The organism is uncultured Polaribacter sp., assembly GCF_947495205.1.
Lineage (GTDB): Bacteria > Bacteroidota > Bacteroidia > Flavobacteriales > Flavobacteriaceae > Polaribacter.
Genome location: NZ_CANLXV010000007.1, coordinates 13,581 through 30,052, shown reverse-complemented (window position 1 = coordinate 30,052; position 16,472 = coordinate 13,581). Strand labels below are relative to the sequence as shown.

Below are 16,472 nucleotides of genomic sequence, written 5' to 3'. Positions count from 1 at the left end.
ATTATGACTAGAGAAGAAAAATCACAAGTAATACAAGATTTAACGGCAACATTAGCAGATACTAATACTATTTATCTTGCGGATATTTCTGGATTAGATGCACAAACAACTTCTAACTTACGTAGGGCTTGTTTTAAGGCGGGTGTTCAGTTATCGGTTGTAAAGAATACATTACTTGCAAAAGCAATGGAAGCTTCAGATAAAGATTTTGAAGACTTACCAACAGTATTAAAAGGAAATACTTCAATGATGATTTCTGAAGCAGCAAATGCTCCAGCAAAATTAATCAAAGAATTTAGAAAAAAATCTAAAGATAGACCATTATTAAAAGGAGCTTTTGCAGAAGAGTCTGTTTACATTGGTGATGATCAATTAGATGCTCTTGTTAGCATTAAGTCTAGAGAAGAGTTAATTGGAGAAATCATTGGATTACTTCAGTCGCCTGCTAAGAATGTTGTTTCAGCATTACAATCAGGTGGACAAACACTTTCAGGTATTATTAAAACATTATCTGAAAAATAATTACGCGCACAAATAAACTATAATAAACATTATTAAAAACAATTAAAATGGCAGAATTAAAAGATTTCGCAGAACAATTAGTTAACTTAACAGTAAAAGAAGTTAATGAATTAGCTACTATTTTAAAAGATGAGTACGGTATTGAGCCAGCAGCAGCTGCAGTAGCAGTAGCAGGACCAGCAGCAGGTGGTGATGCAGGTGGAGCTGAAGAGCAAACTGAATTTGATGTAATCTTAAAAGCGGCAGGTGGTTCTAAATTAGCTGTTGTAAAATTAGTTAAAGAATTAACTGGTTTAGGATTAAAAGAAGCTAAAGGTATCGTGGATAGCGCTCCTGCAGCAGTAAAAGAAGGAGTTTCTAAAGATGAGGCTGAAGGTCTTAAAGCATCTTTAGAAGAAGCTGGAGCTGAGGTAGAGCTTAAGTAAGCTTTTACTCCCGCTTTCGATTTTTGTCGAAATTCGGGAAAACAAATTTAGGTTTAGGTACTAGGAACATACGTTTTTAGGCCTAAACCATTTTGTGTATATATTCGTTCTTTATTTTAATTCAGATTTTAATCAAAAAAATATTCTCTTTTGGCAACGAAAAACACTACTGAAAGAATCAATTTCGCAACTTCTCAAATGATAAAGGAATATCCAGACTTTTTGGATATTCAGGTAAAGTCTTTTCAAGATTTTTTCCAACTTCAAACTAAGGCAGAAGAAAGAGGCGAAGAAGGTTTGTATAAAACCTTTATGGATAACTTTCCTATTACAGATACAAGAAATCAGTTTGTATTAGAATTCTTAGACTACTTTGTAGATCCACCAAGATATTCTATTCAAGAATGTATCGAAAGAGGTCTTACGCACAGTGTGCCTTTAAAAGCACGTTTAAAATTGTATTGTACAGACCCAGAACACGAAGATTTTGAAACTATTGTACAAGATGTTTATCTTGGTACAATTCCTTATATGACTAACTCTGGTACCTTTGTGATTAATGGTGCAGAGCGTGTGGTAGTTTCTCAGTTACACCGTTCACCTGGTGTATTCTTTGGGCAATCTTTCCACGCAAATGGTACTAAATTGTATTCAGCTAGGGTAATTCCTTTTAAAGGTTCTTGGATAGAATTTGCTACCGATATCAATCAAGTAATGTATGCTTATATTGATAGAAAGAAAAAATTACCAGTAACCACTTTATTTAGAGCCATTGGTTTTGAAAGAGATAAAGATATTTTGGAGATTTTTGATCTTGCTGAAGAAGTAAAGGTTTCTAAAGCTGGTTTAAAAAAGATATTAGGACGTAAATTAGCTGCTAGAGTTTTAAAGACATGGCATGAAGATTTTGTTGATGAAGATACTGGAGAAGTGGTATCTATTGAAAGAAACGAAATTGTTTTAGATCGTGATACAATTTTAGAAAAAGAACATATAGATGAAATAATTGATGCAGGAGCTAAAACGGTTTTATTGCACAAGCAAGATAATCATTTAGCAGATTATGCAATTATTCATAACACACTTCAGAAAGATCCTACCAACTCAGAAAAAGAGGCAGTAGAGCATATTTATAGACAATTACGTAATGCAGAACCGCCAGATGAGGAAACTGCAAGAGGTATTATCGATAAATTATTCTTTTCTGAACAAAGATATAATTTAGGTGAGGTTGGTCGTTTTAGAATGAACACAAAACTTCAACTTAATGAGCCTATAGACCAGAAGGTATTAACAAAGTTAGATATTATAACCATTATTAAATATTTAATTGAGTTAATTAATTCTAAAGCAGAGGTAGATGATATTGATCATTTATCTAACCGTCGTGTTAGAACTGTTGGTGAACAATTAGCAGGTCAATTTGGAGTTGGTTTAGCGCGTATGGCTAGAACAATTCGTGAGCGTATGAATGTTCGTGATAACGAAGTTTTTACACCAATTGACTTGATTAATGCGAAAACATTGTCATCTGTAATTAATTCTTTCTTCGGAACGAATCAATTATCTCAGTTTATGGATCAAACCAATCCTTTAGCAGAAATTACGCACAAACGTAGATTGTCTGCATTAGGACCAGGAGGTTTATCTAGAGAAAGAGCAGGTTTTGAGGTACGTGATGTACACTATACACATTATGGACGTCTTTGCCCGATTGAAACGCCAGAAGGACCAAATATTGGTTTAATTTCTTCACTTTCTGTTTTTGCAAAAGTGAATAATTTAGGTTTCATTGAAACGCCTTACAGAAAAGTAAACGATGGTGTGGTTGCATTAGAAGAGCCTATTTATTTAAGTGCAGAAGAAGAAGAAGGAATGAAAATTGCCCAATCTAACTTAGAGCTTAAGGAAGATGGTGCTATTGTATTAGATAGAGTTATTGCGCGTGAAGAAGGAGATTTTCCTGTGGTTACTCCACAAGATATTCAATATATGGATGTTGCTCCTAATCAAATTGCATCAATTTCTGCATCTTTAATTCCTTTCTTGGAGCATGATGATGCAAACCGTGCATTGATGGGATCTAACATGATGCGTCAAGCAGTACCTTTATTAAGACCAGAATCTCCTATTGTAGGAACTGGTTTAGAAAGAAGAGTAGCCAAAGATTCTCGTATTTTAATTAATGCAGAAGGAAACGGTGAAGTAACTTATGTAGATGCAAATAAGATTACAATTAAATATGATAGATCTGAGGAAGAAAAACTAGTAAGTTTTGATTCTGATGAAGTTTCTTATAATTTAATTAAATTTAGAAAAACCAATCAAGGTACATCAATCAACTTAAAGCCAATTGTAGAAAAAGGCGATAGAGTCCAAGAAGGACAAGTACTTTGTGAAGGTTATGCAACACAAAAAGGAGAATTAGCTTTAGGTAGAAATATGAAAGTAGCCTTTATGCCTTGGAAAGGGTATAACTTTGAGGATGCAATTGTAATTTCTGAAAAAGTAGTTCGTGAAGATATATTTACATCTATTCATATTGATGAGTACTCTTTAGATGTTAGAGATACAAAATTAGGAACTGAAGAGTTAACTAATGATATTCCTAACGTTTCTGAAGAAGCTACTAAAGATTTAGATGAAAACGGAATGATTAGAATTGGAGCAGAAGTTAATCCTGGTGATATCTTGATTGGTAAAATTACACCAAAAGGAGAATCTGACCCAACTCCAGAAGAAAAATTATTACGTGCAATTTTTGGTGACAAAGCAGGTGATGTAAAAGATGCATCTTTAAAAGCTTCGCCGTCATTAAGAGGTGTAGTAATTGATAAAAAATTATTTAGAAGAGCCGTAAAAGATAAAAATAAGAGAATTAGAGACAAGGAAGCTGTAGCTAAATTAGAACATTCTTTTATTTCTAAGTTTGAAGGTTTAAAAGATGAATTAATTGAAAAATTATTCAACTTAATCAGTGGAAAAACATCACAAGGTGTATTTAATGATTTAGGTGAAGAAGTTTTACCAAAAGGTAAAAAGTACACTTTAAAAATGTTAAACTCTGTAGATGATTATGTGCACTTAACAGGTTCTTGGACTACAGATAGCGAATTAAATTCGTTAGTTGGTGAGTTAGTGCATAACTACAAGATTAAAGTAAACGATTTACAAGGTTCTTTAAGACGTCAGAAATTTACAATTTCCGTTGGAGATGAATTGCCAGCAGGAATTTTAAAATTAGCTAAAATTTATATCGCTAAAAAACGTAAGTTAAAAGTAGGTGATAAAATGGCAGGACGTCATGGTAACAAAGGTATTGTTGCTCGTATTGTAAGGGCAGAAGATATGCCTTTCTTAGAAGATGGAACTCCAGTAGATATTGTACTGAATCCATTAGGTGTACCATCTCGTATGAATATTGGTCAAATTTATGAAACTGTTCTTGGTTGGGCAGGTCAAAAATTAGATACTAAATATGCTACACCAATTTTTGATGGAGCATCTTTAGATCAGATCAACGGAATTACAGATGAAGCAGGTGTACCAAGGTATGGACATACTTATTTATATGATGGTGGAACTGGAAAACGTTTTGATCAACCAGCAACAGTTGGTATCATTTATATGATTAAGTTAGGGCATATGATTGAAGATAAAATGCACGCGCGTTCTATTGGACCATATTCATTAATTACACAACAACCATTAGGTGGTAAAGCACAATTTGGTGGTCAGCGTTTTGGAGAGATGGAAGTTTGGGCATTAGAGGCTTATGGTGCTTCTAGTATCTTAAGAGAAATCTTAACTGTAAAATCTGATGATGTAATGGGTAGAGCCAAAACATACGAAAGTATTGTGAAAGGTGAAACTATGCCAGAACCAGGTTTACCAGAATCGTTTAACGTATTAATGCACGAACTGAAAGGTTTAGGATTAGACGTTAGATTAGAAGAATAATTTTTAATAGTGGGCAGTAAAGCAGTCTGCAGTTTGCAGAAATCTTTACACAAAGTTTTGTAAACTGAAGACTGCCAACTGAAGACTGAAGACTATAAAAACACATGGCAAGAAAACAAGAGAAGTACACTGTAAAAAAGTTTAACAAAATATCTATTGGTTTATCATCTCCAGAAGCGATTTTAGAAATCTCTAAAGGTGAAGTTTTAAAACCAGAAACGATAAACTATCGTACGCACAAGCCAGAGCGTGATGGTTTATTTTGTGAGCGTATTTTTGGTCCTGTAAAGGATTATGAATGTGCTTGTGGAAAGTACAAAAGAATACGTTACAAAGGTATTGTTTGTGATAGATGTGGTGTAGAAGTTACAGAAAAGAAAGTACGTAGAGATCGAGTAGGACACATTAATTTAGTGGTTCCTGTTGCTCATATTTGGTACTTTAGATCATTACCTAACAAAATGGGTTACCTTTTAGGTTTACCATCTAAGAAGTTAGACATGATTATTTACTACGAACGTTACGTAGTAATTCAACCAGGTATTGCAAAAAATCCTGAAGGAGAACCATTACAAAAAATGGATTTCTTAACAGAAGAGGAATATTTAGATATCGTGGATGAAATTCCACAGGAAAATCAATATTTAGAAGATTCAGACCCAAATAAGTTTATCGCTAAAATGGGAGCTGAGTGTTTAATAGATTTGTTAGCACGTATCGATTTAGAGTCGTTATCTTTTGAGTTAAGACATAAAGCAAACACAGAAACGTCTAAACAACGTAAAACGGAAGCTTTAAAGCGTTTAAATGTTGTTGAAGCATTTAGAGATTCTCAGAAAAACAGAGAAAACAATCCAGAATGGATGATTATGAAGGCAGTACCAGTAATTCCACCAGAATTACGTCCTTTAGTTCCATTAGATGGTGGTCGTTTTGCAACTTCAGATTTAAATGATTTATATAGAAGAGTTATTATTAGAAACAACCGTTTAAAGAGGTTAGTAGAAATTAAAGCTCCAGAAGTTATTTTACGTAATGAAAAACGTATGTTACAAGAATCTGTAGATTCTTTATTTGATAACACGCGTAAATCATCTGCAGTAAAAACAGAATCTAACAGACCTTTAAAATCTTTATCAGATTCATTAAAAGGTAAGCAAGGTCGTTTCCGTCAGAACTTATTAGGAAAACGTGTTGATTATTCTGCACGTTCTGTAATTGTTGTTGGACCAGAAATGAAATTGTCTGAATGTGGATTGCCAAAAGACATGGCGGCAGAACTTTACAAGCCATTTGTAATTAGAAAACTAATTGAAAGAGGAATTGTTAAGACTGTAAAATCTGCTAAGAAAATAATAGATAGAAAAGAACCAGTTGTTTGGGATATTTTAGAAAATGTAATTAAAGGTCATCCTGTTTTATTAAACAGAGCACCTACATTACACAGACTTGGTATACAAGCATTTCAACCAAAATTAATTGAAGGTAAAGCAATACAGTTACACCCATTAGCGTGTTCTGCATTTAATGCCGATTTTGATGGAGATCAAATGGCGGTTCACTTACCATTAGGACCAGAGGCTATTTTAGAAGCACAATTATTAATGTTAGCTTCTCATAATATCTTAAACCCTGCAAATGGTGCACCAGTTACAGTTCCTTCTCAGGATATGGTACTTGGTTTGTATTATATGACTAAAGAAAGAATTTCTACTCCAGAAGTTAAAATTAAAGGAGAAGGATTAACTTTCTATTCACCAGAAGAAGTAACTATTGCTTTTAACGAAGAAATGGTAGACTTAAATGCCGGTATTAAAGTAAGAACTCAAGATATTGATGAGAATGGAGAGCAAGTAACTAAAATAATAAAAACTACTGTTGGTAGAGTTTTATTTAATGAAAAAGTTCCTCCTGCTGCTGGTTATATCAACGAAGTTTTAACTAAGAAAAACTTAAGAGGAATTATTGGTGGTATTTTAAAAGCTACAGATATTCCTACAACAGGGGCTTTCTTAGATGAAATTAAAAATATGGGTTATAAATTTGCCTTCCAAGGTGGTTTATCATTCTCATTAGGAGATATTATTATTCCTAAAGAAAAACAATCTATGATTGATGAAGCCAACAAAGAGGTGGATATAATTGTAGGAAATTATAATATGGGTATGTTAACGCAAAAAGAGCGTTACAATCAGGTAATTGATATTTGGGGTAGAACCAACAATCAATTAACAGAATTATCTATGAAGCGTTTAAGAGAAGACCAACAAGGTTTTAACTCGGTTTACATGATGCTTGATTCTGGTGCAAGGGGTTCTAAAGAGCAAATTCGTCAGTTAACAGGTATGCGTGGTTTAATGGCGAAGCCTAAAAAATCTACAGCAGGTGGTGGAGAAATTATTGAAAATCCAATTTTATCTAACTTTAAGGAAGGTTTATCAATTTTAGAATATTTTATTTCTACACACGGTGCACGTAAAGGATTAGCAGATACCGCCTTAAAAACGGCAGATGCTGGTTACTTAACACGAAGATTGGTAGATGTTTCTCAAGACGTTATAATTAATGAAGAAGACTGTGGAACTTTAAGAGGTTTAGAGGTTGCTGCATTAAAGAAAAACGATGAAATTGTAGAATCTTTAGCAGATAGAATTGAAGGTAGAGTTTCTTTAAATAATGTATATCACCCTGTAACAGGAGATGTAATCTTAAATGCTAATGACCGTATTACATACCAATTGGCAATGGCGGTTCAAAACTCTGGTTTAGATAGTATAGAAGTAAGATCTCCATTAACATGTGAATCTGCAAAAGGAATTTGTGCAAAATGTTACGGACAGAGTTTATCTACACTTAACAAAGTACAAATTGGTGAAGCAGTTGGTGTAATTGCAGCACAATCTATTGGAGAACCAGGAACGCAGTTAACATTACGTACATTCCACGTTGGTGGGGTTGCAGGTAACATATCAGAAGACAATAAGTTAATTGCTAAGTTTGATGGTAATGTAAATATAGAAGATTTAAGAACCGTAGTTGGTAAGGATAATGATGGAAACGATGTTGATATTGTAATTTCACGAACTGCGGAGATTAAAATTATAGATAAGAAAACAGGAATTACACAGAGTACAAACATTATTCCTTATGGTTCTATTATTTTTGATAAAGAAAGAAAGACAATTAAGAAAGGTGATGTAATTGTACAATGGGATCCATTTAACGGTGTAATTGTTTCTGAATTTGGAGGTAAAGTGAAGTTTGATAATTTAGAGCAAGGTATGAACTATGCTGTAGAGATTGATGAACAAACTGGTTTCCAAGAAAAAGTAATTACAGATTCTAAAAACAAGAAGATTATTGCTTCTTTAATTATAGAAGATGCTGATGGAAACGCATTACGTTCTTACAGTTTACCAGTAGGTGCACACTTAATGGTAGATGATGGAGAAGCTGTAGAAAGCGGAAAAACATTAGTTAAAATACCAAGAAAATCTGGTAAAGCCGGTGATATTACAGGAGGTTTACCACGTGTAACAGAATTATTTGAAGCGCGTAATCCTTCTAACCCATCTGTGGTTTCAGAGATTGATGGTGTGGTTTCTTTCGGTAAAATTAAAAGAGGTAATAGAGAAATTATTGTTGAATCTAAAACAGGGGAAGTAAGCAAGTATTTAGTAAAGCTTTCTAACCAAATTTTAGTTCAAGAAAACGACTTTATTAAAGCGGGTATGCCATTGTCTGATGGAGCAACAACGCCTTCTGATATTTTAAGAATTAAAGGACCGTCTGCAGTACAAGAGTACTTAGTTAATGAAATACAAGAAGTATATCGTTTACAAGGTGTAAAAATTAATGACAAACATTTTGAAGTAGTTGTGCGTCAAATGATGCGTAAAGTTAAAATTATAGATTCTGGAGATACTTTATTCTTAGAGAATCAATTGATTCATAAAATTGACTTTATCAAAGACAATGATGCAATTTACGGAATGAAAGTTGTTGAAAATGCTGGAGATTCTGAGAACTTAAAAGAAGGTCAAATAGTTACTGCGCGTCAATTAAGAGATGAGAATTCTTTATTAAGAAGAAATGATCAGAACTTAGTAGAAGCTAGAGATGCAAGACCAGCAACAGCAGAACAAGTGTTGCAAGGTATTACAAGAGCATCACTACAAACCAAATCATTTATTTCTGCAGCTTCTTTCCAAGAAACTACAAAAGTATTAAACGAGGCGGCTGTAAATGGAAAGATAGATACCTTAGAAGGCTTAAAAGAGAATGTAATTGTAGGTAAGAAAATACCAGCAGGAACAGGAATGAGAGCTTACGATAAGATTATTGTTGGACCAAAAGATGAGATAGAACAAAGTTTCTAAATAAATAACGTGTAAACGTTTAAGTGTTTAAAAGTTGAATTGTTTACTGTAATTTTTTACAGAATTCAATTCAACTTTTTTTATTTTGAGAAAAATTGCTGTCAATCGTTATTTTGAGCACAGTCGAAAAATTCTAATATATTACAATTACACAGTTCAACAATTACAAAATTTTACAACACATACAATGGAAGAAAATCAAAATAAAGATGGTCAATTAAATATAGAGTTAGACCAAGAAATAGCAGAAGGAACCTATTCAAATTTGGCAATTATCAATCATTCTATATCAGAATTTATAGTAGATTTTATAAATATTATGCCTGGTGTACCAAAAGCAAAAGTAAAATCTAGAATAATTTTAACGCCACAACACGCTAAAAGGTTGGCAAAAGCTTTAGCAGATAATGTAAGAAAATTCGAACAACAAAATGGTGAGATCAAAGATTATGAGCAACCACCAATGCCTATGAACTTTGGACCTACAGGTCAAGCTTAAAAATAAAGAAAGTGAAATGAAAGTTTCACTTTTTTTTTACAAAATTTTTATCAATTGTATTATTAAAAAAGACTGAATTAAAGTAGTCCTATATTTAAAACTAGTCATAAATAACGAATAAAAGCTTCTTTTTTAATAATTGTTGGTAGCTAGATATTTAGTTGTTTGGTATTAAATAAATTGTAAAAACGAAATTAATTAAACGTTAATTGGGCTTGTTTTTAAGCTATTATTTAGCTTTTTCTTTTCATTTTATTAATCGACTAAAGTTATTTTAAACCTAATTTTGGGTAAAATTATAACTAAACTAAAATGAGACAACTTAATACTTTAAGACTTTTTTTATGTATTGCTGTATTTTCTTTAACGGCATTTCAAACATTTTCACAAACAGGTACAATACAAGGTTTAATAACCGATGAAAACGGATTTTACGTTCCAGGTGCTAGTGTATCTTTAGAATCAATCAAAAAAGGAGATGTCACCAATTTTGATGGTAAGTTTACTATTGTAGCTGTTCCTGCAGGTACTTATACTTTAAAAGTTACCTATTTGGGCTATAAAGATGTTGAGCAATCAATAACTGTTAAGCAAAACCAAACAACTAAAGTAAGTTTACAATTAAAATCCGGAGGAATTGAATTAAATGAAATCCAAATAAAAACATACGCTTTAAGTGGTCAATCTAAAGCCTTAAATAAACAGAAAAATAATATTAATATTACCAATGTTGTTTCTACAGATCAGATTGGTAAATTTCCTGACGCTAACATTGGAGATGCTGTAAAAAGAATTCCTGGAATTACAATGCAAGTAGATCAAGGAGAAGCTAGAAACATTATCATTAGAGGGCTTTCTCCTCAATTAAACTCGGTTACTTTAAATGGTAGTAGAATCCCATCAGCAGAAGGTGATAACAGAAATATTCAAATGGACTTAATTCCATCTGATATGATTCAGTCTATTCAAGTTAATAAAGCAGTTACTCCAGATATGGAAGCTGATGCTATAGGAGGTTCTGTAAATTTAATAACTAGAACAGCTCCACAAGGATTTAGATTATCTTCAACTGCAGGGTCTGGATTAAATACAATTACCAATAAAAGAATTTTAAATGGTTCTTTTTTAGTGGGGAATCGTTCTAAAAACAAAAAATTTGGTTGGATGATTTCTGCAACTGTAAATGATAACGATTTTGGTTCTGATAATGTTGAAGCAGAATGGGTAGATGAAGCTGAAAGCCCATTAACAGGGAATGATATTACTGTTAGCCCATATATTGCAGAATCTGATATTAGAACGTATTTAGTACAGCGTGTTCGTAGAAGTTTTTCTGCAAATTTTGACTATCAGATCAACGATAATAATAACATCTACTTAAAAACAATGTACAATTGGAGAGATGATAGAGAAAATAGGTATAGGTTACGTTACAGAAGTATCGAGCCAATATTTACTCCAGGAACTGATCAAATTTCAGGTTATGAAGGTGAAATTAGAAGACAAACCAAAGGTGGTATTAATAATGATAGAAATAAAAACACAAGATTAGAAGATCAACGTATGCAAAATTATACGTTAGGAGGTAAGCATGTATTTGGAAAATTGGAGTTTGATTGGTTTGGTTCTTTAGCTGCAGCTTCAGAAGAAAGATTAAACGAAAGATATATAGAATATGAGTTAGAAGAAAACCCAGCAGGAGACCCTATTCGTTTACAAGTAAATTTAAATAATACTAGATTTCCAGTTATAAATCCAAGTGTTGCAACTGATGCTGCTTTAAATAGATATTCCTTAAAAGAAATCACAGAAGAAAATCAGTTTACAGAAGAAAAGGATGTAAACTTTGTAGCTAATTTTAAACTACCAACTAAAAAAGGATCTTTAAAATTTGGAGGGAGAATCAGAACAAAAAGTAAAGATAGAAATAATGACTTTTTTGAGTTAGATCCAACAAATGCCACTTTTGATGATTTTTCTGCTTTGCCATTAACAAATCAAACAGATGCTAATTTTTTAGCAGGAAGTAGATATGCAGCAGGTCAGTATGTAGATCCTGCTTTTTTAGGAAATCTTAATTTTAATGATGCGTCTTTATTTGATAAAGAGTCTGTTGTTGATGAATTTTTAGGTGGAAATTACGATGCTAAAGAAGATGTATTTGCTGGATATATAATGATTACGCATAAGTTGAATGATAAGTTAACACTTTTAGGAGGTTTACGATTAGAAACCACTAAAATAGAAACTACTGGTAATATTGTTAATTTTGATGTAAATGGAGATTTTGATGGTGTTACATCAACAACAGAAAATAATTCATATACAAACATATTACCAGGCTTGCATTTAAAATATGATTTCACTAAAAATAGTTCATTACGTTTTGCTTGGACAAATACCATTGCAAGACCTAATTATATAGATTTGGTTCCTTTTAGAAACATCATAAGAGAAGATGCAGAAATAGAAATAGGGAATCCAGAATTAAACCCAACTACATCTATGAACTTTGATTTATTAGGTGAGCAATACTTTAAAAATGTTGGTATTTTATCAGGAGGTATTTTCTATAAAAAAATAGATAACTTTATTTATCCTTTAGCATCTCAAACTACAGATGATTCTCTTGGAGCAAACACAACAGGATTTGATACAACAAGACCAGTAAATGGTGATGACGCTTCTATTTTCGGATTTGAGTTTGCGCTACAAAGACAATTAGATTTTTTACCAGGTTTCTTAAAAAACTTTAGCTTATATGTTAATTATACCTATTTAACATCAAGTGCAAATGGTATTAGAAATGAAGATGGAGATGAAAGAAATGACTTAGATTTACCCAATACAGCACCTAATATGTTTAATGGTTCATTAGGGTATGCTAATAAATTTTTTAGCGGAAGACTTTCAGCAAACTTCTCTGATTCTTATATAGATGAAATTGGAGGAAATGCCTTTGAAGATCGTTATTACGACAAGCAATTCTTTTTAGATTTTAATGCTACGTTTACCATCAATAAAAATTTAAGAATTTATGCAGATGTAAACAATATTACAGACCAACCTTTACGTTATTTTCAAGGAGTTAGTGATAGAACCATGCAAATGGAATATTATGGAAGAAGAATAACACTAGGCTTAAAGTATGATTTATTCAAAAAGTAATTTAGCTGTCAAAATGAAAATAAATCATAAAATAAGTATCTGTTTTTTAAGTGCTGTTATACTGCTTTCTTGTAGTAATAAAAGTAAGTTGCCAGTTATTAAACCAGATGTAATTACAGAGAATACTTTAAATGATACTGATGATCCTGCAATTTGGATTCACCCAACAGACCCAGAAAAAAGTATTGTTTTTGGCACAGATAAAGAAACAAACGGAGCTATTTATGCTTTTGATTTAAAAGGAAAAATTATTGAAGACAAAACCATTAGAAATATAAAAAGACCAAATAACGTCGATTTAGAATATGGTTTTAAATTAAATGATTCAACAAATACCGATATTTTAGTATTTACGGAAAGAGAAAAGCAACAAATTAGAGTTTTTTCTATTCCAGATATGAAAGCTTTAGATAATGGTGGATTTCCTGTTTTTGAAGATGCAACAAAGCCTGAGTATAATTTGCCAATGGGTGTAGCTATATATAAATCACCAGTAGATTCCTCTTTTTATATAATTGTGGGTAGAAAACCTGGACCCAAAGAGGGTTATTTGTATCAATACAAATTAGCTTCAGAAAATGGTCTTCTAAAATATACTCTAGTAAGAAAATTTGGAAATTTTAGTGGTAAAAAGGAAATCGAAGCAATTGCAGTAGATGCTGAAATGGGTTTTGTTTATTATGCTGATGAAATGCATTGCATTCGTAAATATTATGCAGAACCGTCAAAAGGCAGTGATGAAATTAGTTGTTTTGGAGCTGAGTATTTTTATAGAGATATAGAGGGAATTGCAATTGCAAAACAAGAAAATGGTGCAGGTTATTTAATTGTATCAGATCAACAAAATGGACAATTTAACCTTTTTGATAGAAATACAAATGCGTTTATAAAAGCTGTAAATTTATCTACTTTAGAGACAGATGGATGTGAGGTAGTTACAGTTCCGTTAAACAAAACATTTGATAGTGGTTTGTTTGTAGCTATGAATAATGATAAAAACTTTTACTTCTATAATTTTAGTAAAGTTATAAAATAGTTTAGATAAAACTCTATTTAAAGAAAAAGCGAAACTTTTAAGTTTCGCTTTTTTATCATAAAAATAATTTTATGTTTATTATTAAAAACATAAATAAAAATATATGAATTATATTTTTCTTGCTTTGTTAAGTAGCCAAAAATCTGCTAAAACTAAAGCAGTCATTGCTTCTACAATAGGCACAGCTCTTGGTACAACGCAAGGATCGTGTCTACCTTTACCCGTAATTTCTGTAACTTCATTTTCAGAGTTAATGGTTTGTTGCGAGCTCATTATAGTAGCTACCGGTTTAAAAGCTACTCTAAAGTAGATATCCATTCCGTTAGAGATACCACCCTGTATACCACCAGATAAGTTAGATTGGGTTGAGCCATCTGCGTTAAAAACATCGTTATGTTCAGAACCTCTCATTTTTGCACCACAAAAGCCACTGCCAAATTCAAAACCTTTTACAGCGTTTATAGAAAGCATTGCACTTCCTAAAGCAGCATGCAATTTGTTAAAAATAGGTTCTCCTAAACCAACAGGTACATTTTTAGCTACACATGTAATGGTGCCACCAATTGTATCTCCTGCTTTTCTAATTTCTTTTACCTTTTCTATCATTTTTTCTGCTGAAGTTTCATCTGGACAGCGAATAATATTATCTTCAGTTTTAGAGAAATCTAACTCTTGGTAAGGTTTTTCAACAAAAATATCACCTACAGAAGAAGTAAAGGCATTAATGTTTATGGAAGCGATTAACTGTTTTGCTAAAGCGCCGGCAACAACCCAATTGGCAGTTTCTCTGGCAGAACTTCTACCACCACCTCTATAATCTCTTATGCCATATTTTTGGTCATAAGTATAATCTGCGTGCGATGGTCTATAAACATTGGTGTTATGGTTATAATCTTTAGATTTTTGATTTGTATTTCTAATGATAAATCCAATAGAAGTACCTGTGGTTTTTCCTTCAAAAATACCAGATAAAAACTCTACACTATCTGGTTCTTTACGTTGTGTAACAATTTTAGATTGACCGGGTTTTCTTCGATTCAATTCTTCTTGAATTGCATCAAAATCAATTTTTAACCCTGCAGGAAAACCATCTATAACACCACCAATAGCTGTTCCGTGAGATTCTCCATAAGTTGTTACTTTCAATAAATTTCCAAAAGAATTAAAAGACATAGTTTTTGTATTAAATGAGATTGCAAAGATACTAAAGACAACAAAAGAAGTTTCTAATTATTTACACTTTATAACGATTTCTACTGTTTTTAATTTATCAATATTTGTTGATAATGAAGTAGATAGAAAAAATAGTTAATTATATTCAAAAAACATTAAAAATAATGTCTTTTTTGTTTTTTAGAAATAAAAAACCTTTCTATATTTGCAACCGCATTTGGGGAATACCTAATGAGACACTTGGAGAAATGGCAGAGTGGTCGAATGCGGCAGTCTTGAAAACTGTTGACTGTAACAGGTCCGGGGGTTCGAATCCCTCTTTCTCCGCCAGTATTTATTCAAAATCTGTTAAAGTCCTGTAAACACTATGTTTACAGGGTTTTTTTTTATCCCAAAACATCAAAAAGTGTATTAATTACCATTCTGTTGGATACCTATTAGGTTACCTTTTTAAGGATCAAGTCAACAAGTTGTGGGATTTTATAATTAGGCAAAAATATTTGTTAATCTAAACAGGAAGAATTCTATATTTCTCACACCTCTAAATTGCGTTCTAAAAGCTTTAATCTTAGCATTAAAAGATTCCGCAGAGGCATTTGTGCTTTTATTGTCAAAATAATTGAGGATGTTTTTATAATGTATGGACATAGTTCTTGCTATGGTTCTAAAACTTTTAAAATCCGCTTGTCTTACTTTTTCGTCCCATTTAGCGAATCTTATTAACGCAGAAGTTTTATCTTTTGTAGTATTAAATATCCAAGAAAGGTTCTGGCATAATTTGTATGCTTTTTCTCTATCAGGGTATTTTTCAAATAATATTGTTGCTCTTTGCTGTTGATTATCAGTCCATTTAGAGCTTGATTTGTAGAGTAAATACCTGCTTCTAGCTAATAATTGTTTTAGTGTATCGCCATTTGGCATTAATTCTGGATTGTATTTTAAGTTTTTACTTCTAGCGTTTTCTATCAGATCATTTTCTGCATCTATTACTTCCCAACGATGTTTTATTCTTATTTCTTGTAATGCATCTAAGGCTAGTTTCTGAACATGAAAACGGTCTATAACCAAAGTTGCGTTTGGGAATGATTTTCTTACAATAAGCCCCATATTACCAGCCATATCTAGAGTAACCTCTTTGACTTTTTTTCTTTGTTTTAAAGGGATTTTATGCAATATTTTTACGACGGTTTCAGCTTTAGTTCCTTTAACCATTACTATTATTGCCCCTTTTTTTCCTTTTGCTTTTTTATTGGTTAAAATGGTATATAAATCACCATTAGAAAAAGCGGTTTCATCTAAAGATAAATTAC

The 16,472-nt window shown here is 32.1% G+C and carries 9 protein-coding genes and 1 tRNA gene; 8 read left to right on the top strand and 2 right to left on the bottom strand.

Translation table 11 applies throughout. From position 1 onward, the window contains the following. Positions 1-3 precede the first annotated feature (3 nt). The 7 genes from rplJ to Q0762_RS08125 all read left to right on the top strand — a co-directional run bounded on the left by rplJ (position 4) and on the right by Q0762_RS08125 (position 13,989). Positions 4-522 carry a 50S ribosomal protein L10 gene (gene rplJ, locus Q0762_RS08155; protein WP_298765809.1) on the top strand — a complete coding sequence of 173 codons (519 nt, stop codon included), beginning with the start codon at positions 4-6 and terminating at the stop codon, positions 520-522. 47 nt (positions 523-569) lie between these two features. After that, complete coding sequence (rplL, locus tag Q0762_RS08150) at positions 570-947, top strand: 50S ribosomal protein L7/L12 (RefSeq protein WP_298765804.1); 378 nt, start codon at positions 570-572, stop codon at positions 945-947. A 150-nt stretch (positions 948-1,097) separates the two neighbouring features. Next, positions 1,098-4,907, top strand: a complete 3,810-nt coding sequence (gene rpoB / locus Q0762_RS08145) for a DNA-directed RNA polymerase subunit beta (RefSeq protein ID WP_298765802.1) — start codon at positions 1,098-1,100, stop codon at positions 4,905-4,907. Positions 4,908-5,011: 104 nt separating this feature from the next. Then, the gene (gene rpoC / locus Q0762_RS08140) at positions 5,012-9,286 is read left to right on the top strand and encodes a DNA-directed RNA polymerase subunit beta' (RefSeq protein ID WP_298765798.1); all 4,275 of its coding nucleotides are present in this window, start codon (positions 5,012-5,014) and stop codon (positions 9,284-9,286) included. A 187-nt stretch (positions 9,287-9,473) separates the two neighbouring features. Further along, positions 9,474-9,785 (top strand): DUF3467 domain-containing protein, encoded by a 312-nt coding sequence (locus Q0762_RS08135; protein ID WP_298765795.1) that lies wholly within the window; start codon positions 9,474-9,476, stop codon positions 9,783-9,785. Between the two features lie 312 nt (positions 9,786-10,097). Next, positions 10,098-12,953, top strand: a complete 2,856-nt coding sequence (locus tag Q0762_RS08130; RefSeq protein ID WP_298765793.1) for a TonB-dependent receptor — start codon at positions 10,098-10,100, stop codon at positions 12,951-12,953. A gap of 13 nt (positions 12,954-12,966) precedes the next feature. Next, the gene (locus tag Q0762_RS08125) at positions 12,967-13,989 is read left to right on the top strand and encodes a phytase (protein ID WP_298765790.1); all 1,023 of its coding nucleotides are present in this window, start codon (positions 12,967-12,969) and stop codon (positions 13,987-13,989) included. Between the two features lie 108 nt (positions 13,990-14,097). On the opposite strand, the gene aroC is transcribed toward Q0762_RS08125, so the two are convergent. Further along, positions 14,098-15,162, bottom strand: a complete 1,065-nt coding sequence (gene aroC, locus Q0762_RS08120) for a chorismate synthase (RefSeq protein WP_298765788.1) — start codon at positions 15,160-15,162, stop codon at positions 14,098-14,100. 242 nt (positions 15,163-15,404) lie between these two features. Between aroC and Q0762_RS08115 the strand changes: the two genes are divergently transcribed. Then, positions 15,405-15,492: transfer RNA gene (locus Q0762_RS08115), tRNA-Ser, on the top strand. 156 nt (positions 15,493-15,648) lie between these two features. Here Q0762_RS08115 and Q0762_RS08110 read toward each other — a convergent pair. Next, on the bottom strand, positions 15,649-16,422 hold the full coding sequence (locus Q0762_RS08110) for a transposase (RefSeq protein WP_298766128.1): 774 nt from the start codon (positions 16,420-16,422) through the stop codon (positions 15,649-15,651). Positions 16,423-16,472: the final 50 nt, after the last annotated feature.